The 18,286-nt window shown below is 74.1% G+C and carries 15 protein-coding genes; 5 read left to right on the plus strand and 10 right to left on the minus strand.

Annotated elements, in window-relative coordinates; all coding sequences use genetic code 11:
* Nucleotides 1-9: 9 nt before the first annotated feature.
* Genes ACR80Q_RS11435 through ACR80Q_RS11445 form a run of 3 tightly spaced genes read right to left on the minus strand, consistent with a single transcriptional unit; the run spans nt 10 to nt 2,514 of the window.
* The gene (locus ACR80Q_RS11435) at nt 10-315 is read right to left on the minus strand and encodes a hypothetical protein (protein ID WP_435377738.1); all 306 of its coding nucleotides are present in this window, start codon (nt 313-315) and stop codon (nt 10-12) included.
* A gap of 37 nt (nt 316-352) precedes the next feature.
* On the minus strand, nt 353-1,315 hold the full coding sequence (locus ACR80Q_RS11440; RefSeq protein WP_435377739.1) for a tRNA (adenine-N1)-methyltransferase: 963 nt from the start codon (nt 1,313-1,315) through the stop codon (nt 353-355).
* Nucleotides 1,312-2,514, minus strand: a complete 1,203-nt coding sequence (locus tag ACR80Q_RS11445) for a site-2 protease family protein (RefSeq protein WP_435377740.1) — start codon at nt 2,512-2,514, stop codon at nt 1,312-1,314. The genes ACR80Q_RS11440 and ACR80Q_RS11445 overlap by 4 nt, the downstream gene beginning before the upstream one ends.
* Before the next feature lie 88 nt (nt 2,515-2,602).
* On the opposite strand from ACR80Q_RS11445, the gene ACR80Q_RS11450 reads away from it, so the two are divergent.
* Nucleotides 2,603-3,637: a RecB family exonuclease gene (locus tag ACR80Q_RS11450; RefSeq protein ID WP_435377741.1), complete on the plus strand. Its 1,035-nt coding sequence runs from the start codon at nt 2,603-2,605 to the stop codon at nt 3,635-3,637.
* A 20-nt stretch (nt 3,638-3,657) separates the two neighbouring features.
* Here the strand turns inward: ACR80Q_RS11450 and ACR80Q_RS11455 are convergent, their stop codons facing one another.
* Nucleotides 3,658-4,818 (minus strand): hypothetical protein, encoded by a 1,161-nt coding sequence (locus ACR80Q_RS11455; protein WP_435377742.1) that lies wholly within the window; start codon nt 4,816-4,818, stop codon nt 3,658-3,660.
* A complete protein-coding gene (locus tag ACR80Q_RS11460) occupies nt 4,815-5,351 on the minus strand; it encodes a sigma-70 family RNA polymerase sigma factor (RefSeq protein ID WP_435377743.1) in 537 nt (178 codons plus the stop codon). Before ACR80Q_RS11460 ends, ACR80Q_RS11455 begins: the two co-directional genes overlap by 4 nt.
* Nucleotides 5,352-5,595: 244 nt before the next feature.
* On the opposite strand from ACR80Q_RS11460, the gene ACR80Q_RS11465 reads away from it, so the two are divergent.
* The 3 genes from ACR80Q_RS11465 to ACR80Q_RS11475 all read left to right on the plus strand — a co-directional run bounded on the left by ACR80Q_RS11465 (nt 5,596) and on the right by ACR80Q_RS11475 (nt 10,189).
* Nucleotides 5,596-6,384, plus strand: a complete 789-nt coding sequence (locus ACR80Q_RS11465; RefSeq protein ID WP_435377744.1) for an ABC transporter ATP-binding protein — start codon at nt 5,596-5,598, stop codon at nt 6,382-6,384.
* Nucleotides 6,384-8,885: an ABC transporter permease gene (locus ACR80Q_RS11470; protein WP_435377745.1), complete on the plus strand. Its 2,502-nt coding sequence runs from the start codon at nt 6,384-6,386 to the stop codon at nt 8,883-8,885. The genes ACR80Q_RS11465 and ACR80Q_RS11470 overlap by 1 nt, the downstream gene beginning before the upstream one ends.
* Nucleotides 8,886-9,040: 155 nt before the next feature.
* Nucleotides 9,041-10,189 (plus strand): NAD(P)/FAD-dependent oxidoreductase, encoded by a 1,149-nt coding sequence (locus ACR80Q_RS11475; RefSeq protein WP_435377746.1) that lies wholly within the window; start codon nt 9,041-9,043, stop codon nt 10,187-10,189.
* Between the two features lie 80 nt (nt 10,190-10,269).
* Here the strand turns inward: ACR80Q_RS11475 and ppc are convergent, their stop codons facing one another.
* Nucleotides 10,270-13,110, minus strand: a complete 2,841-nt coding sequence (gene ppc / locus ACR80Q_RS11480; RefSeq protein ID WP_435377747.1) for a phosphoenolpyruvate carboxylase — start codon at nt 13,108-13,110, stop codon at nt 10,270-10,272.
* A 185-nt stretch (nt 13,111-13,295) separates the two neighbouring features.
* On the opposite strand from ppc, the gene ACR80Q_RS11485 reads away from it, so the two are divergent.
* Complete coding sequence (locus ACR80Q_RS11485; protein WP_435377748.1) at nt 13,296-13,943, plus strand: class I SAM-dependent methyltransferase; 648 nt, start codon at nt 13,296-13,298, stop codon at nt 13,941-13,943.
* Nucleotides 13,944-14,029: 86 nt separating this feature from the next.
* On the opposite strand, the gene ACR80Q_RS11490 is transcribed toward ACR80Q_RS11485, so the two are convergent.
* Genes ACR80Q_RS11490 through ACR80Q_RS11505 form a run of 4 tightly spaced genes read right to left on the minus strand, consistent with a single transcriptional unit; the run spans nt 14,030 to nt 18,197 of the window.
* Complete coding sequence (locus tag ACR80Q_RS11490) at nt 14,030-15,085, minus strand: ABC transporter ATP-binding protein (protein WP_435377749.1); 1,056 nt, start codon at nt 15,083-15,085, stop codon at nt 14,030-14,032.
* A complete protein-coding gene (locus ACR80Q_RS11495; protein ID WP_435377750.1) occupies nt 15,082-16,149 on the minus strand; it encodes an ABC transporter ATP-binding protein in 1,068 nt (355 codons plus the stop codon). The genes ACR80Q_RS11490 and ACR80Q_RS11495 overlap by 4 nt, the downstream gene beginning before the upstream one ends.
* Before the next feature lie 5 nt (nt 16,150-16,154).
* Nucleotides 16,155-17,126, minus strand: a complete 972-nt coding sequence (locus tag ACR80Q_RS11500) for an ABC transporter permease (RefSeq protein ID WP_435377751.1) — start codon at nt 17,124-17,126, stop codon at nt 16,155-16,157.
* Between the two features lie 21 nt (nt 17,127-17,147).
* Nucleotides 17,148-18,197 carry an ABC transporter permease gene (locus ACR80Q_RS11505; RefSeq protein WP_435377752.1) on the minus strand — a complete coding sequence of 350 codons (1,050 nt, stop codon included), beginning with the start codon at nt 18,195-18,197 and terminating at the stop codon, nt 17,148-17,150.
* Nucleotides 18,198-18,286: the final 89 nt, after the last annotated feature.

The following is an 18,286-nucleotide window of genomic DNA, read 5'->3' on the forward strand; positions in this document are numbered from 1 at the left end:
GGGGCGTCGTCAGGAAGGGGCGTCGTCGGTCCGGGTCTCGTCGGTCTGCACGTGGAAGGCACCGCCCCTGACCACGCGCACGGGCAGCCCCTCGACCGTGTCGGGCAGGTCGGGGGCGGGCTGCCCGGCGTCGACGTGGACCACCAGGCAGGGCGTGCCGTCCGGCTCGGCGCCGAGGCCGACCCCGGTTACGGCACCGCCGACCCAGCTGCTCGCCACCCCCAGGGCGCGAGCCGTCCGGTCGTCGACCACGGGCAGCGAGGCCTCGAGGTCGTCTCGCCAGCGGTCGTCGTCCGGGCGCTGCTCGGGAGCCATGCCGGATGGTACGCCCGGCGGGCGGCTGGGCGAGGGCTCAGCGACCCCAGCCCGGGTCCTCCTCGGTGAACTGGGACGGTGCGGGGCGGCGACGGCGGCGCGGGGCCTCGACCCCGTCGGCCATCCGGCGGGTGCTGATCAGGAAGCCCGTGTGACCGACCATGCGGTGCTGCGGCCGGACGGCCAGCCCCTCCAGGTGCCAGCCGCGGGACAGGGACTCCCAGGCGCTGGGCTCGGTCCAGCAGCCCGCCTCCTTGGCGGTCTCGGCGACCCGCGACAGCTGCGTGGCGGTGGCGACGTAGACGACCAGGACGCCGCCGGGCTCCAGGGCGCGCGACACCGCGTCCAGGCACTCCCACGGCGCGAGCATGTCCAGCACGCAGCGGTTGACGCGGACCGGGTCGCCCGCGGCCTCCCGCGCCTCGAGGGTCTGGACCAGGTCGCCGACCTCGAGCTGCCAGGCAGGGTGCTCGGCGCCGAAGAACGTCTCGACGTTGGTCCGGGCGATGGTCGCGAAGTCCTGCCGGCGCTCGACGGAGTGGACCAGGCCGGACTCCCCCACGGCCCGCAGCAGCGACATCGTCAGCGCACCGGACCCGACCCCGGCCTCCAGGACGCGCGCGCCGGGGTGGATGTCGCCCATGTGCACGATCTGCGCGGAGTCCTTGGGGTAGATGACGGCCGCACCCCGCGGCATCGACATCACGTAGTCGCTGAGCAACGGGCGCAGCGCGAGGTACTGCAGGTCGGCGGTGCTCCTGACCACGGACCCCTCGGGCTGCCCGATCAGGTCGTCGTGCGCGATGGCGCCGCGGTGGGTGTGGAACACCTTGCCCTCGGCGAGGGTGATGGTGTGCAGCCGACCCTTGGGATCGGTCAGCTGGACCCGGTCACCGACGTGCAGCGGGCCGGTGCGGTGGCTCTCCAGCGGCTGCGGCTGCGCCACCTCGGGCGTCCGGACGTCCTGCTCCGGCGCGGCGTCGGTGCTCGGCTCGGTCATGACAGGCCCATCGCGGTGGCGAAGTCGTCGGGCCGGACGCGGCCGGTCGGACGGCCGGCGTCGTCGACCAGGACGATGCCCTGCTCGCCGGAGCGGGCGAGGCCCTCGACGGCGCCGAGCGCACCGCCCGAGGCCGGTACGACGGATCCGGGGGGCAGGGCGCGGGCCAGCGCGGAGGCGGGCGTGGTCGTTCGCAGGTGGGCGGGCACGGTCGCGACGCTACCGCCCGGGACGAGGGCCACCGGTCGACCGGTGGCGTCGACGAGGACGACGTCGACGGGCCGGCCGTGGGGGTCCAGGTGCTCGACCAGCTGGGCGACCACGGCCGAGTCCGCGACGACCGCGGCCGGACGGGTGACCGACCGGAGGTCGACCCCGGCCGCCCGGCGGCGGAACTGCCCGACCTTGAGGGACGCCGAGGCCCCCCGCCACAGGAACAGCCCGATGAGACCGCCCCAGATGATCGTGAACGTCGAGGGCACGCGCCCGTCCAGCAACGGCGGCAGGAGCAGCCACGCCACCAGCCCGACGGCGACCACGCGACCGGCCCACCCCGCCACCACGCCCGCGGTGTCCTGGTCGCCGGTGACCTTCCAGACCAGCGCCTCCAGCACCCGTCCGCCGTCCAGCGGCAGCCCGGGGACGAGGTTGAACAGCCCGACCAGGGCGTTGGTGGCGGCCAGCCCGAGCAGCAGGAAGGCGACGACCGCGAGCCCGGACCCCGGCACGGTGGGCGGCAGCTGCCGTCTGACCAGCTCCGCGACGAGGGCCAGCGCGACGTTGACCAGCGGCCCGACGACGGACACCACGGCCGACGCGCCCGGGGTCCGGGGCCGGCCCAGCGACGTGTGCCCGCCCCACAGGTTGATGACGACCTCGGTCACCGGCAGGCCGTAGGCGCGGGCGGCCACGGCGTGCCCGGCCTCGTGCAGCAGCACCGACACCGCGAGCAGGACGGCCAGGACGAAGGCGATGAGGTAGGCGCCGAGGCCGGGGACGCCGGTGGCGCTGGACGCGGTGCCCGCGAACAGGAAGGTGATGACGGCGGCGATGATGAGCCACGAGGCCGACAGCTTGACCGGTACGCCGCCGATCCGGGCCAGCGTCAGGTCCTTCACGACGACAGGGGCCGGGCCGGGACGGCGGTCGCGACCGCGTCCGGGGCGCCCGGTGGACGGGCGGGGACCCGGGGTGCTCACCGGTCGATGGTACGGCGGGCGACCGGGCCGGCCGGGCGCGCCCGGTACGGTCCGCTGTTCTGTCGCAGGCCCGACCTACCGTGTCGTCATGTCCAGCCGCACCGTCGACGCCCCGACCGGCACCCCCGTCACCTCGACCGGCGCCCCCGTCGGGCCCGGCGCGGGCAGGACCACCGTCACCGGGTTCAGCACGGACGAGCGTTCCGGCAGCCTGTCGCCGTCCCGGGCGGGCGACTTCAAGCAGTGCCCGCTGCTGTTCCGGTTCCGGGTGATCGACCGGCTGGCCGAGCGGCCGTCGTCGGCGGCGGTCCGCGGCACGGTCGTCCACCGCGCCCTGGAGCAGGTGTTCGACGTGCCCGCGCCGCAGCGCACGGTCGAGCACGCCCGGTCGTTGCTGGCCCCGGCCCTCGCCGAGGTCGTGGAGCGCTGGCCCGAGGTGTCCGGGCTCTTCGACACCGGGGACGACACCGGGGACGACACCGGGGACGACAGCGAGACCCGCAGCGGCGGCGACGGCGACCGGGGCGCGGCCCGGGCCGAGACGGAGCGCGTGTGGCTGGCCGAGGCCGAACGCCTGGTCGGTCGGTGGTTCGAGCTGGAGGACCCCACCCGGCTGGAGCCGGACGGCCGTGAGGTCCGCATCGAGCACCGCGTCGCCGACGACCTGGTGCTGCGGGGCATCGTCGACCGGGTGGACGTCGCCCCCGACGGGCGGATCCGCATCGTCGACTACAAGACGGGGCGGGCACCCAGCGAGGCGTTCGAGGCCAGGGCCCTGTTCCAGATGAAGTTCTACGCCCTGCTGCTGTGGCGCACCCGGGGCCGGGTGCCGACCCGGGTGCAGCTGGTCTACGTGGGCGGGCGGGGCCAGACCCTGCCGCTGGACGTCGACGAGACCCAGCTGGCGGCCTTCGAGCGGACGGTCCTGCAGCTGTGGCAGGCGATCCGCGAGGCCGCCATCACCGGTGACTGGCGGCCCAGCCCCAGCCGGATGTGCGGCTGGTGCGACCACCAGGCGCTGTGCCCGGCCAAGGGCGGTACTGCTCCACCGCTGCCCCCGGACGCCCTGGACCGCGTGCTGCGCCCGGTGCCGGTGGAGGTGCCGGGCGCCGACGAGGCGTGAGGACGCGGCGCGGCGCCGCGTCACCCCTCGCGCGGCCGCACCAGCAGGTTCGAGGCTCGGGTGTCCTCCTCGTCGAGGCCGATCCGGTTCAGGGCGGAGCCGTCGCCCCCTCCCTCGGCCGTCCACGAGTCCGGGACCAGGACCGCCGTCAGGGGCGTCCCGTCACGGATCACCGCCCCGGTGACCGTCAGACCGCGGGCGGCGAACGCCTCCGGGCTGACGCAGGACGCCCCGCCGCTGTCCTCATCGACAGGCCGGTACAGCAGGCACACCCGGGCGAGGCCGTCGACCGCCGCCCAGAACTCGGTCCCGTCCGCCTCCCCGAGTCGCCGGCTCGTACTGGGCACCACACCGTCCGGCTGACCCGACGACGTCCCGAGCACCCAGGACGGCACCTCGTCGCCCGGGCCGGCCGGGCGGGCCAGCAGGGGCAGCAGCGCCAGCACGTCGTCAGGCACGGCAGGCGGGCCCGACCGCGAGGCGTCCGAGCCGCCCACGCCGGCCCCGACGCCCGTGGTCCGGGCGTAGAGGTTGCGCGCCAGTGCGTCGTCGAGGCCCAGGTCGCCGCCGAGCCCGGCCGAGATCCGCGTGACGTCGGCGGGCGACGCGCCGTCGGGGACGAGCAACCCCGACGCGGAGTCCTGGGCCGGGCCTGTCACCTGCACCTGGGCCCCGAACTCCTCGAAGGGACGCCCCGGGGACGAGCACGCCGTCGCGGCCACGTCGGTCGCCTCGAGGTGGACGACCAGGCAGACCTGGCCGGACGCGTCGGTCCCGGCGAAGTACGCCACGCCGTCCTGCCGCACCACCAGCCTCGAGGTGCCTGCCACGATCTCGCCCTCCCCGCCCCCGCCGGCCATGACCTCCGGCAGGGCGTCCACCGACGTCCGCTGCCGCTGCAGCAGCGACAAGCTCGCGTCCGGACCCGCCGTGCCGTCCGGACCCGCCGTGCCGTCCGGAGCGGGTGCCGGCGCGACGAGCCCGGCCCCCAAGACGACCGCGAGGACCACCACCGCGGCTCCCCCGCCGGAGGCCAGCGCGCCCCGCAGCCGCGCCCTCCCGCGTCGCCTCGACGCACCGCCGCGCAGCACGCGGTCCAGGTCGAGGTCTCCCTGGGGCTGCTGCCGCCGGGCGGCGGCTCGCAGCGTGGCTACGGTCTCGTCGTCGGGGGTCGTGGTCATCGTGCCCTCCTCGCCAGCGGCGGCTCGGCGGTGGCGTGGGCCTGCTGCCGCAGCCGCTGCAGAGCGTCGTGGCACTGACGCTTGACCGTGCCGTGACTGACGCCCAGCACGTCGGCGACCTCCGCCAACGGCAGGTCCTCGACGAAGCGCATGATCACCACGGCCCGTTGCTTCACCGTCAGGCAGCGCAGCAGCGACGTGAGGTCGAGCCGTTCGACCGCGGCGTCGGTGGGGTCGGTCCTGCGGTCGTCGAGCGGCTCCGGGGTACTGGTCTCCCGGGTCCAGCGGTGCCGGCGCTGCTCCCGCAGGGCCAACCTCACCAGCACCGTGCGGACGTAGGCCCCCGGCCGCTCCAGGTCGTGGACCCTCGGCCACACCGCGTAGACCCGTTCGAGGGCGCCCTGCACCAGGTCGTCGGCCCGGTGGGGGTCGGCGCACACCCCGAGCGCGAACCGGCGGAGCCCGGGCATCTCCGCCTCCGCCATCGCCGTGAACGAACCGGCCAGCCCGGCCGACAGCTCCCCCCGTGTCACCCTCACACCCTACGAAGCACCTGGGTGCCCCGTCCGGTTGTGCCCGGGGTCGGACTGGTCCCGGTGCGCCACCCCGAGACCACCTCCGGGACACCCCTGGGGCCCACGGCCGCAGAGATCGGGGGGAATCCCCCTGGACGCTGACGTGGGGGGAGGTGGTTCGCTAGGCGCACCGGAACGCCACGCTGACCCCTGCAGCAGCCCTGCCAGCCCGGCCCATCCCTGACACAGAGACGGAACGCCCGTGAGCGAGTCCACCACGTCCACCGACACCACCCGTCACGGCCGGCACGAGGCCGGCTCCGGCGACTCCGTCGCCACCGCCCGCGGCCTCACCAAGGTCTACGGCCAGGACGAGGCCGCCGTGCACGCCCTGGCCGGCGTCGACATCGACTTCGCCCGCGGCGAGTTCACCGCGATCATGGGTCCCTCGGGCTCGGGCAAGTCCACCCTGATGCACTGCATGGCCGCCCTGGACACGCCCACCGCCGGCACGGTCGTCGTCGACGGGATCGACGTGTCCACGCTGGGCGACAAGGCGCTGACCAAGCTGCGTCGGGACCGGATCGGCTTCGTCTTCCAGTCGTTCAACCTGGTCCCGACCCTCAACGCGGCCGAGAACATCACGCTGCCGCTGGACATCGCCGGCCGCAAGGTCGACCAGGACTGGTACGACACCGTCATCGACATCCTGGGCCTCGGCCCGCGTCTCACCCACCGACCCAACGAGCTGTCGGGCGGGCAGCAGCAGCGCGTGGCCGCCGCGCGCGCCCTGGTGGGCAAGCCCGCGATCGTGTTCGCCGACGAGCCCACGGGCAACCTGGACTCCAAGTCCTCGGCGGAGGTGCTCGGGTTCCTGCGCCGCAGCGTCGACGAGTTCGGCCAGAGCATCGTCATGGTCACCCACGAGCCGTCGGCCGCGGCCTACGCCGACCGCGTGGTCTTCATGGCCGACGGCAGCTTCGTCGACGAGATGCGCAACCCCACGGCCGAGTCCGTCCTGGACCGGATGAAGACCATGGGTGACGTCTGATGCTCAAGGTCACGCTCGCCAACGTGCGCGGGCACCTGGTGCGGCTGCTGCTGACCGGGCTCGCGGTGATGCTCGGCACGGCGTTCGTGGCCGGCTCGTTCGTGCTGACCGACTCCATCGACGAGACGTTCTCGGCCATCTTCGCCACGTCGGACTCCACCGACGCCGTCGTCCGGCTGACGGAGGACACCGAGCTGGGCGGGCTCGACCTGGCTTTCAGCGAGGAGATCGAGGCCGTCGACGGCGTCGAGCGGGCCATCCCGGCGCTGACGGGCAACGCCGTCATCCAGGGCGCGGACGGGACCGCGGTGCGTTCCGGCGGTGCGCCCGCGTTCGGCTTCGCCTGGGACGACGACGACCCGTCGATCCGTCTCGTCGAGGGGCGCGCGCCCGAGCAGGCCGACGAGGTCGCGGTCGAGACGTCCACCCTGGAGCGGTCCGGCTTCGTCGTCGGCGACGAGACCGTCGTCGTGGTCAACGGCACCCCGACGGACGTCACCATCGTCGGCGAGGCCACCAACGACACCCCCACCGCCGGCGCAGCCATCGTGCTCCTGCAGGACGACCTCGCCCGCGAGCAGTTCGCCCCCAGCGGCCAGGTCCCGTCGTTCACGGTGACCGGGACCGACGGGACGGCTCAGCAGACGCTCGTCGACGCCATCGCCCCGATCCTCCCGGCCGGCGCCGAGGTCATCACCGGCCAGGCGCAGGCCGATGAGACGCAGGAGCAGCTGTCGCAGGCGCTCGGTTTCGTGTCGATCTTCCTGCTGGTCTTCGCCGGGGTGGCCCTGTTCGTCGGCGCCTTCATCATCTTCAACACCTTCTCGATGCTGGTCGCGCAGCGGACCCGCGAGCTGGCCCTGCTGCGGGCGATCGGCGCCTCACGCCGTCAGGTCACGAGCTCGGTGCTCGGAGAGTCGCTGCTGGTCGGCCTCGTCGGGTCGCTGGCCGGGCTGGCCGTCGGCATCGGGCTGGCCGCCGGCATCCAGCAGGTCGTCAGCGCCTTGTTCGGGCTCAGCCTGACCGGGCTTCCCGTCAACCCGCGCACCATCATCGCCACCCTGGTGGTGGGCGTGCTCGTCACCGGTCTGGCCGCGGTGCTGCCCGCCCGCCGCGCGTCCTCGGTGGCCCCGGTCGCCGCCATGCGCGACGACCAGGCGCTGCCCACGTCGGCCGTCCGGACCCGGGCCCTGCTGGGTCTGCTGCTGGCTGCGCTCGGGGCCGCCACCATGGCCCTGGTCCTGAACGACGTCGTCGAGACCCAGGCGCTGGCCGTGCTGGGCGGCGGCGTCCTGGCCGTCTTCCTCGGCGTCGCCGTGGCGAGCCCGGCCGTGTCCAAGCCGGTCGTCTGGCTGCTCACCGCCCCGTTCGCCGGCGGTGCCGTCGGGCGGCTCGCCCAGCGCAACGGCCTGCGCAACCCCCGGCGCACGGCCGCCACCGCCAGCGCCCTGATGATCGGCCTGGCGCTGGTGGGCACGGTGTCGGTGCTGTCCAGCTCCGCCTCGGCCAGCGTCGCCGACGTCATCGACGACGAGTTCCGCGGTGACCTCGTCATCAGCGACGGCGGGGCGCCGACCGTCCCGACGTCCGTCACCGCGCAGGTCGCGGGCATCGACGGCGTCGAGTCGGTCCTGCCGCTGCCGTTCACCCCGGTGACGGTCGACGGCGAGGACGGCTTCGTGATGACCGTCGACCCGCAGACGCTCCCCGACCTGGTGGACATCACCGCCGTCGACGGCGACCTGGGCTCGCTCGGCGACGGCGTCTGGCTCAACGAGTCCGAGGCCGAGGACCGCGGCGTGGCCGTCGGCGACACCGTCGCCGTGCAGGTGGCCACCGGTGAGTCCGCCGACCGCGAGGTCGTGGCCGTGTTCGAGGACAGCCAGATCCTCGCGGCCGACGCCGTCGTGTCGCAGGAGGTGTACGACGCCGGCACGGTGGCCCTGCAGGGTCAGGGCCTGCAGCTGCTGCTGGTCGCGGCCGCCGACGACGCGGACCTGGCGGCCGTGAGGGCGGACGTGACCGACGTCGCAGCCGAGTTCCTGACGCTGTCGGTCCTGGACGCCGAGGAGTTCACGTCCTCGCAGACCGCCCAGATCAACCAGGTCCTCGGCCTGCTGTACGCGCTGCTGGGCCTCAGCCTGGTCATCGCGACGCTCGGCGTGATCAACACCCTGGCGCTGTCGGTGGTGGAGCGGACCCGTGAGATCGGCCTGCTGCGGGCCATCGGTCTCACCCGGTCGCAGCTGCGACGGACCATCACCATCGAGTCGGTGGCCACGACCGTGTTCGGCGCCATGCTCGGCGTGGTCCTGGGGCTGGCCTTCGGCATCGCCCTGCAGCGCGGGCTGAGCGGCGACGGGCTCGCGGTGCTCGCGGTGCCGTGGACCACGGTCGTCGTGGTGCTGGTCGGCTCGGGCGTGGTCGGGGTCGTGGCGGCCGTGCTGCCGGCGTGGCGGGCGACCCGCATCGACACCCTGCGGGCCATCACGACGGAGTAGCCCGGGCCGCCGGGACGGCCGGACCGGTCCGCCGCGACCTGCGGCGCGATCCGGTCCGGCCGTCCCGACGTCGGGATGTGGTGGGTCGGTGGAGGGACCGTGCGACGGCGGTGCAGGACCGCCCGGACGTGCGGCCCCGCTCCTAGCGTCGCGGCATGGAGACCGCTGACGTCCTCGTCGTGGGGGCCAGCCTGGCCGGGCTGCGCACGGCCACCCGGCTCGCGGAGCGGGGGCACGACGTGCTCCTGGTGGACCGACGGGAGCAGCTGAGCGCCGCGATCCGCACCACCGGGATCTTCGTACGGCGGACCCTGGAGGACTACGCGCTGCCGGAGGACTGCCTGGGCCCGCCGATCCGCCGGGTCGTCCTGTACCCACCGAGCCTGCGGCACCCGGTACGGCTGGACAGCCACCGCGACGAGTTCCGCGTGGGCGACATGGCCGCGCTCTACCGGTCCGCCGCGCAGCACGCCGTGACCGTCGGGGTCCGGCTCGCGCCGGCCACCCGCTACGCCGGACGGCACGACGGCGGGTCGCTGCTCGTCGGTCCGGACGGACCCCGCGCCGTGCGGGCGCGGTTCGTGGTCGGCGCGGACGGCGCGCACTCCCGGGTCGCGCGGGACCTGGGCCTGGACCGCAACAGGCACCTGCTGGCCGGGGCCGAGGAGGTGTTCGCCGTGGCGGCCGGCTCGTCACAGCCACCGACGTTCCACTGCGTCGTCGACCCGTCGCTGGCCCCCGGGTACCTGGCCTGGGTCGTCGACGACGGCCGCCACGCCCACGTCGGCGTCGCCGGCTACGCCCACCGGTTCCCGCAGGGCCTGCGGGCGGCGCTGCGCCAGTTCTCCTCACGGGCCCCGGGACTGCCCACCCCCGACCGCCCCGACGAGGTCGAGCGTCGCGGTGGCGCGATCCCGGTCGGTGGCCTGCTGCGCCGGATCGGGTGCGCCGAGGGCCTGCTGGTCGGCGACGCCGCCGGCGCCGTCTCCCCGCTCACCGCAGGCGGCCTCGACCCGTGCCTGCGGCTGTCGGACCTCGCGGTCGACGTCCTGGACGACGCGCTGCGGCACCGCCGGTCGGACCGGGTCGAGCGCGGCTACGACGGGGCCGCGCTGCGGGCCCGGTTCCGGGGCCGGCTGCTGATGCGCCACGGCCTGGACCAGGTGCGTTCGCCGGCCGCGGCCGAGGCCGCGTTCGCCCTGCTACGGACCCCGCCCGGCCGGGCGGCGGCCGCCCGGGTGCTCTTCGGCAACGGGTCCTTCCCGACCCCCGACCGGACCAACCTCGCCGAGCCGCCCCCCTGACGAGGCCTCCCGCGGTCGAGGAGTCCGATCGGCCGGCCGCGGTCGGCGGCGCGTGTCGATCCGGCGTCCTCGGCCCGGGCTCAGCCCGTGTTCCGCAGCCCCGCGGCGATGCCGTTGATGGTCAGCAGCAGCGCCCGCTGCAGCTCGGCCGGCACCTCGGCGTCCTCGGGCAGGGCGCGGGCCCGGGCCAGCAGCGACACCTGCATCGCGTGCAGCGGGGCCAGGTAGGCGTCTCGCAGCTCGAGGGTCTTCCGCAGCACGGGCGCGGACTCCAGCAGCTGCGACTGGCCCGTCACGGCCAGCACCTCGGTGACGGTGCGCTCGTGCTCGGTGCGGATGGCGTCGAACAACCCGGCCGCGTCCTCGGGCACCAGCTCCTTGACGTAGCGGGCGGCGATGTCGAGGTCGGTCTTGGCCAGCGACATCTGCACGTTGGACAGGAACGTCCGGAAGAAGTTCCAGTCCCCGTACATCGCCCGCAGGTTGTCGGCCTGACCGTTCTCGCGAGCCGCGGCCAGACCGCTGCCGACACCGAACCAGCCGGGCAGGACCATCCGGGACTGGGTCCACCCGAACACCCACGGGATGGCCCGCAGGTCGTCCAGGCCGCCCGGGCCGCCGGGACGCTTGGACGGCCGCGACCCGATGTTCATCTTGCCGAGCTCCTCGACCGGGGTGGCCGACACGAAGAACGGCACGAGCGCCTCGTCGCGGACCACGGCCCGGTAGGCGTCCTGCCCGGCCCGGGCGACCACGTCCATGGTCGCGTCCCAGCCGTCGAGGACGTCCTGCGACAGGCGCGGTCCGCGGTGCAGCACCGACGCCTCGACCACCGCGGCCAGGGCGCTCTCCAGGTTCCAGCGGCCGAGGCCGGACAGGATGTACTTGTCGGAGATGACCTCGCCCTGCTCGGTGATCTTGATGGGCCCGTCCAGGCTCCCCCAGGGCTGGCTGAGGATCGCCTCGGCGGTCGGCCCGCCGCCGCGCCCGACCGACCCGCCCCGGCCGTGGAACAGCCGCAGCCGGACGCCGTGCTTGGCGGCGACGTCCCGCAGCGACCGCTGGGCGCGCTGGATCTGCCACTGCGACGCGGCGATGCCCGCGTCCTTGGAGGAGTCGGAGTAGCCGAGCATGATCTCCTGCAGGTCGCCGCGCGCGGCCACCACCCGCCGGTAGGACGGGTCGCTGAGCAGGGCGTCGAGCAGGTCACCGGCGATCTCCAGCTCGGCCACCGTCTCGAACAGCGGCGCGAACCCCAGCCGCGACGTCGCGGGCTCGGTGTCGGAGCCCAGGTCGACGAGGCCGACCTCGCGGGCCAGCACCACGACGGCGAAGATGTCGTCGACGTCGTGCGTCATCGACACGATGTACGTCTCGACCACGTCGGGGCCGTAGGCGTCCAGGACGGTGCGGATGGTGCTCAGCAGCCCCAGCGACGCCGCGGCCGGCCCGTCCTCGGCCACGTTGCCCTGCCCGACGATCGGGCGCCGGCCGGCCATCTCCCGCGACAGCAGCTGGATCCGCTCGCGTCGGTCCAGGTCGCCGTAGGGGGTCTCCAGCTCACCGAGACGGTCGTACAGCTCCGCCAGGGCGGCGTGGTGCTTGCCGCTGTGCTCGCGGACGTCGAGGGTGGCCAGCCCCGTGCCCATGGCCGTCGCGGTGCGGATCAGGCGCAGGATGACGCCGTCGCCGGTCAGCCGGTCGCCGCCGGCCAGCATCGAGTCCCGGACCAGGACCAGGTCCGCGAGCAGCTCGTCCAGGCCCAGGTAGTCGCGGCCGGGCTCGTGCGGGGTGCCCTCGAGCAGCCGCTCGCGGGTCCGGACCAGGCGCACCCGCACGAAGCTCAGCTTGAGCCGGTACGGCTCCTCGGCGTTGAGCCGCGCGATCCGGGAGTGCGTGATGGGCAGGGCGTCGGCGTCGGCCTGCAGCGAGGCCAGCAGCGCCTCCGACGCGGTGACGACCCGGCTGGACGACGACATCTCGGTCAGGGCGTCCTCGACCTGCCGGATCAGCTCCCGCAGCCCGGCGTCGTGCTGCAGGGCCAGGACCTCGACGGTGATCTCGGGGGTGACGTTGGGGTTGCCGTCGCGGTCGCCCCCGGCCCAGCTGCCGAAGCGCAGCGGCCGGGCGTCGGCGGGCAGCTCGACGCCGATGCCGCGGAGCTGGCGGTCGAGCTCCTCCATCAGGTCGGGGACGACGTCGCCCGCGATGGACGTCAGGTAGTACATCGCCGTGCGGGCCTCGTCCTTGGGGTCGGGCTTGGCGATGCGGAGCTCGTCGGTCTGCCACAGCAGGTCGACCAGCTCGGCCAGGCGGCGCTCCTGCTGGTCGGCCTGCGCGGGGGTGCGGCGGGGGTCCTCGGACGCGTCGACGATGCCCGCGATGCGCTGCAGCAGCCGCAGGACGGTGCGGCGGCTGGCCTCGGTGGGGTGGGCGGTGAAGACAGGCCGGTACTCGACCCGGTTCATCACCTCGCGCACCAGGTCCACGTCGACGCTGCCCGCCTCCAGCGCCTCGCTGATGCGGGACACCGTGGCCGACAGCGGCCCGGCGGTGTCGGTGGTGACCTCGCGCCAGCGGTGCAGCTGCTCGGTGACGTTGACCAGCTGGAAGTACCCGGTGAACGCCCGGGCCAGGACGACCGCGGTCGCGTCGTCGACCCCGGCCAGCAGGTCGTGCAGGGCGCCGTCGTCCGGCTCGCGGGCCATCTTGCGGACCTGCTCGACCAGGGCCAGCAGCTCCGGTCCCTCGTGGCGGGTCAGGGCCTCGCCCAGCAGGGTGGCCAGCTGGCGGACCGAGGCCCGCAGCGCCGCGTGCTGGGTGTCGGAGGAGACGCCGGCCGCGAACCGCGCGACGTCGTCGTCACGACCGCTGCCGGGCTCGTCGGGGGTGGTGCCGACCGGGTGCTCCGCATCACGCATGAGCGCAGTGTGGCAAGAGACTGTGTCGCGGGTGTGACGGGCCTCGCGTGGTCCCGAGGTCTGGACAGGGGTGGCGCACCAGCGAATCCCTTGCTGCTGTCCGGTCGAGCAGAGCGACGGCGAGGTGTCACCCGGACGGACGGGTCCACCGGGCGCCCCGACCACGGCGACCGCAGACTGCTCCCGTGCCTGCTGACGCCGACGGCCTCCCACCCGGCTTCTTCGACCGCGACGACCCGACGCCGGACGACCGGTTCTACCTGCCGCCCAGGCTGGTGACGCACATCGACGAACGGGCGGTCGCTGCGGTCGGCGCGTTGTACGCCGAGCTCGGCGTCGACGGGTCCGCGGCCGAGCCGCAGCACGTGCTGGACCTGATGTCGTCGTGGGTGTCCCACTTCCGCGCCCCGCCCGCGCGGCTGACGGTGCTCGGCATGAACGAGACCGAGCTCTCCGCCAACGGCGACGCGACTGCGCGCGTCGTGCACGACCTCAACCTCGACCCGACCCTGCCGTTCGACGACGCGTCGTTCGACGCGGTGGTCTGCTGCGTGTCCGTCGACTACCTGACGCGGCCGGTCGAGGTGCTGCGGGAGGCCGCGCGGGTCCTGCGACCCGAGGCACCCGTCGTCGTCACGTTCTCCGACCGCTGCTTCCCGACGAAGGCGGTCCGCGGCTGGTTGACCACGGACGACGCGGGCCGGTGCCAGATCGTCGTGGACTACCTGCGCCGCGCCGGCGGGTTCACCGAGCCTGAGGTCTCGCTGCGGACCTCGCCGCGGTCCTGGGGCGACCCGCTGTACGCGGTGGTGGCGCGACGGGCCCCGGCCTGACGGGCGATGAGCCCACGGACCACGACCCACCGACGAACCGCCACGACCACCACCTCGTCGGCAGGTGACGCCGGCAGGCGCCCCCCTCACGCCGTCCGCGCGACCCGCCCCGCCTTGATGTCCTCCGCGTAGTGGCACGCGACCTTGTGCCCGGGCGCGACCTCGCGGAACTCCGGCCGCTCGGTGGTGCAGCGGCCGGGCTGCACCCACGGGCACCGCGTCGAGAACCGGCAGCCGGTGGGCGGGTCCGCCGGGCTGGGCAGGTCGCCCGACAGCAGGATCCGCTCGCGGGTGGCCTCGACGAGCGGGTCGGGCACGGGGATGGCCGACATCAGGGCCAGCGTGTACGGGTGCATCGGGGCTTCGTACAGCGTGTCGCTGTCGGCCTCCTCGACCAGGGCGCCCAGGTACATCACGCCGACCACGTCGGACACGTGCCGCACCACGGCCAGGTCGTGGGCGATCACGACGTAGGTCAGGCCGAGCTCGTCCTGCAGCTCCTCGAGCAGGTTGACGACCTGCGCCTGCACCGACACGTCGAGCGCGGACACGGGCTCGTCGGCGACGACGAGCTCCGGGCGCAGCGCCACGGCGCGGGCGATCCCGATCCGCTGGCGCTGCCCGCCGGAGAACTCGTGCGGGAACCGGGACGCGGCCGAGGCGGGCATGCCGACCTGGTCGAGGAGCTCCTTGACCTTGGCGCCGAACCCGCCGGCGCCGGGCGAGACCCCGTGCGCCCGCAGCGGCTCCGACAGCGCGGCCTCGACCGACTGGCGGGGGTCCAGGCTCGACATCGGGTCCTGGAAGATCATCTGCATCCGTGACCGGGACCGGCGCAGCTCCTCGCCCCTGAGGGTGGCGATGTCCGTGCCGTCGAACCAGACCTCGCCCCTCGTGGGGGTGAGCAGGCGCAGGATCGCCCGGCCGAGGGTGCTCTTGCCGCAGCCGGACTCCCCCACCAGGCCGTAGGTGCTGCCGCGCGGCACGTCGAGCGAGACGCCGTCGACCGCCTTGACGTGGCCGATCACCTTGTCGCGGATGATCCCCTTGGTGATCGGGAAGTGGACGGCGACGTCGCGCACCGACAGCAGGACGTCCTGCTGGTTGCGGGTGGGACCGCTCGTGGTGTCGGTGACGGTCATGCTCGCTCCCCGTTCGGGTCGACGACGGCGACGGGCTCCGGGACGCCGTAGGGGTGCCGGCAGCGCACGGCGTGGCCCCGCTCGACCTCCATCGGCGGCGCCGAGCCCAGGCAGTCGGGCTGGGCCCGGGTGCAGCGCGGCTCGAACGCGCACCCGGTGCTCCACGGCCGGGTGAGCGTGGGTGAGCCGGGGATGGGCGTCAACGGCTCGCCGCGCGGGGAGTCCATGCGCGGCACCGACGCCAGCAGTCCGTTGGTGTACGGGTGCTCGGGCCGGGCGAACAGCTCGTGGCGGTCCGCGGACTCCACCAGCCGTCCGCCGTACATGACGTGCACGTCGTCGCACATGCTGGCCACCACGCCCAGGTCGTGGGTGATGAGCACCAGCGCCGTGCCGGTGTCGGCGATCAGGCTGCGCAGCAGGTCCAGGATCTGCGCCTGGATGGTGACGTCGAGGGCCGTGGTGGGCTCGTCGGCCACCAGCAGGCGCGGCGAGCACGCCAGCGCGATGGCGATGAGGGCGCGCTGCCGCATCCCCCCGGACAGCTGGTGCGGGTAGTCCTTCAGCCGACGCTGGGCCTCGGGGATGCCGACACGGCGCAGCAGGTCGACGGCCTCGTCGCGGGCCTCGGCCTTGTTCATGTCGCGGTGGCGTCGCAGCACCTCGGTGACCTGCACCCCGATCGGCACGACCGGGTTGAGCGAGGACATCGGGTCCTGGAACACCATGGCCATCTCGGCGCCGCGCAGGGCCCGACGACGGTCGTCCGACATGCCGAGAAGCTGCTCGCCGTCGAAGGTGACGCTGCCCGCGACGTCGACCCCTCGCTTGGGCAGCAGACCCATGATCGCCAGGGACGTCACGGACTTGCCCGAGCCGGACTCCCCCACGATGCCGACGCTGCGTCCCGCGGCGACGTCGAAGCTGACGCTGTCCACGGCGACGACCGGGGCGCGGCCCTTGCGGGTGAACCGGACCGACAGGTCGCGGACCTGCAGCAACGGCCCGTCGCCCGCCGGTCGCGGTCCGCCGGCGTGCCCCGTGACGGTGGTGGTCGTGGGCATCCCGCTCACCTCCGGTACTTGGGGTCGAGGGCCTCGCGCATGGACTCCCCCAGCAGGGTGAACCCGAGCGCGGCCAGCACGATCGCGATGCCGGGGAAGAACGCCAGGTGCGGCGCGGAGGCGAGGAAGCGCTGCGTCTCGGCCAGCATCCGGCCCCACTCCGGCACCGACGGGTCCGTCCCCGACAGGCCGAGGAACGCCAGCGCGGCCGCGTCGATGATGGCGGTGGCCAACGTCAGGGTCCCCTGGACGATGACCGGCGACAGGCTGTTGGGCAGGACGTGGCCGAGCACCACGTTGCGGTCGCGCACCCCCAGGCTGCGCACCGCCACCACGTAGTCGCTGTTGCGCTGGGCGAGCATGGACCCGCGCAGCAGCCGGATGAAGATGGGCACGTTGACCACGGCGATGGCGATCATCACCGACAGCAGCGACCGGCCCAGCACGGCGGCGATGCCGATCGCGAACAGCAGGCCCGGGATGGACAGCATGATGTCGGTGATGCGCATGACGAGCGTGTCGACCCAGCCCCCGAACGCGCCGGCCAGCAGGCCGATGGAGATGCCGACCGTGGCGCCCATGAGCAGGGACACCACCCCGACCAGCAGGGACTGCCGGGCGCCGTAGATCACCCGGCTGAACTCGTCGCGGCCCAGGCTGTCCAGGCCGAACCAGAACTCCGCCGACGGGCCCGGGATGTTCGTGGGCGTGACCGCGCCGACCCGCTCGTTGGGGCCGTACGGCGCGAGCCACGGCGCGAAGATCGCGACGAGGACGAAGGACAGGACGAGGAACGCGCCGAAGACCGCGAGCGGGTCCCGCACCACCCGACGGACGGCCTCGCGGCCCAGCGACGTGCCGGCCTCGCCCGGGGCCGGCTCGGTCGCGGTCCGGGTGGCCAGCGCCTCGGCGCTGCTGGGGGCCCCGGGCACGGCGGCGTCGGTCGACGTCGCCTCGGCCCGGGCCCTCTCGCTCATGTCGTCATGGGGAGGCACGGGTCAGACACCTGCTCCTACGTTGGACGAGGCCGGGGCCTGCGTCATGGTCGAGGCCCGGACCCGGGGGTCGATGAGGCCGTACGAGATGTCGACGAGCAGGTTCACCACGACGATGATCACGGCGATCACGAGGATGAAGCCCTGGACGACGGCGAAGTCCCGGTTGGTGATCGCGTCCACGAGGAACGACCCGACCCCCGGGAAGGCGAACACCGTCTCGGTGAGCACCGCCCCGGACAGCAGCAGGCCGATCTGCAGGCCGATCACCGTGACCACCGGCAGCAGGGCGTTGCGCAGCACGTGACGTCCCCGCACGGTCGCCCGGGACAGCCCCTTGGCGTCGGCGGTGCGCACGTAGTCCTCGTTGACGACGTCCAGCACGCTGGCGCGGGTGATGCGGGCGATGATCGCCAGCGGGATCGTGGCCAGGGCGACGGCCGGCAGGATCAGGTGCAGGAAGGCGTCCCAGGCGGCGTCGGGGCGGCCGACCAGCAGCCCGTCCAGCACGTAGAAGCCGGTGGGGTGCTCGGAGAACAGCCGTGGGTCCTGGCGGCCGGAGGACGGCAGCAGACCCAGCTGGACCGAGAACACGTACTTGAGGATGAACCCCAGGAAGAACACCGGGATGGTGACACCGATCAGCGAGGCCAGCACGGCGCTGGAGTCGACCCAGGTCAGGTGCCGGCGTGCGGCGACGTACCCCAGCGGGATGCCCAGGCCGACCGCGAGCACCAGCGCGAAGGACGCCAGCTCGATGGTGGCGGGGAACAGCCGCAGCAGCTCGTCGGTGACGGGTTGACGGGTCGTGGTCGACACGCCGAGGTCGCCCTGCAGCACGCGGCCCATGTAGGCGAGGTACTGCTCGATGACCGGCCGGTCGAAGCCGTAGAGCCGGTTGAGCTCGGCCACGGCCTCGGGGGTAGCCCGCTCCCCCAGCAACGCCTGCGCGGGGCCACCCGGCAGGGCGCGGACCCAGGTGAACAGGAGCAGGCTGAGCCCGAACAGGATGGGCACCAGCAGCAGCAGGCGCCGTACGACGAAACGGAGCACCGAGGTCCTTGTCTGGGTCGTGAGGGGGCGGGGTGATGGCGCGGCCGTGGGGGGGGGGGGGGGGGGGGGGGGGGATAACGAAAAGAAGA

It is taken from the genome of Aquipuribacter aurantiacus (assembly GCF_051216895.1).
Classification (GTDB): domain Bacteria; phylum Actinomycetota; class Actinomycetes; order Actinomycetales; family JBBAYJ01; genus Aquipuribacter.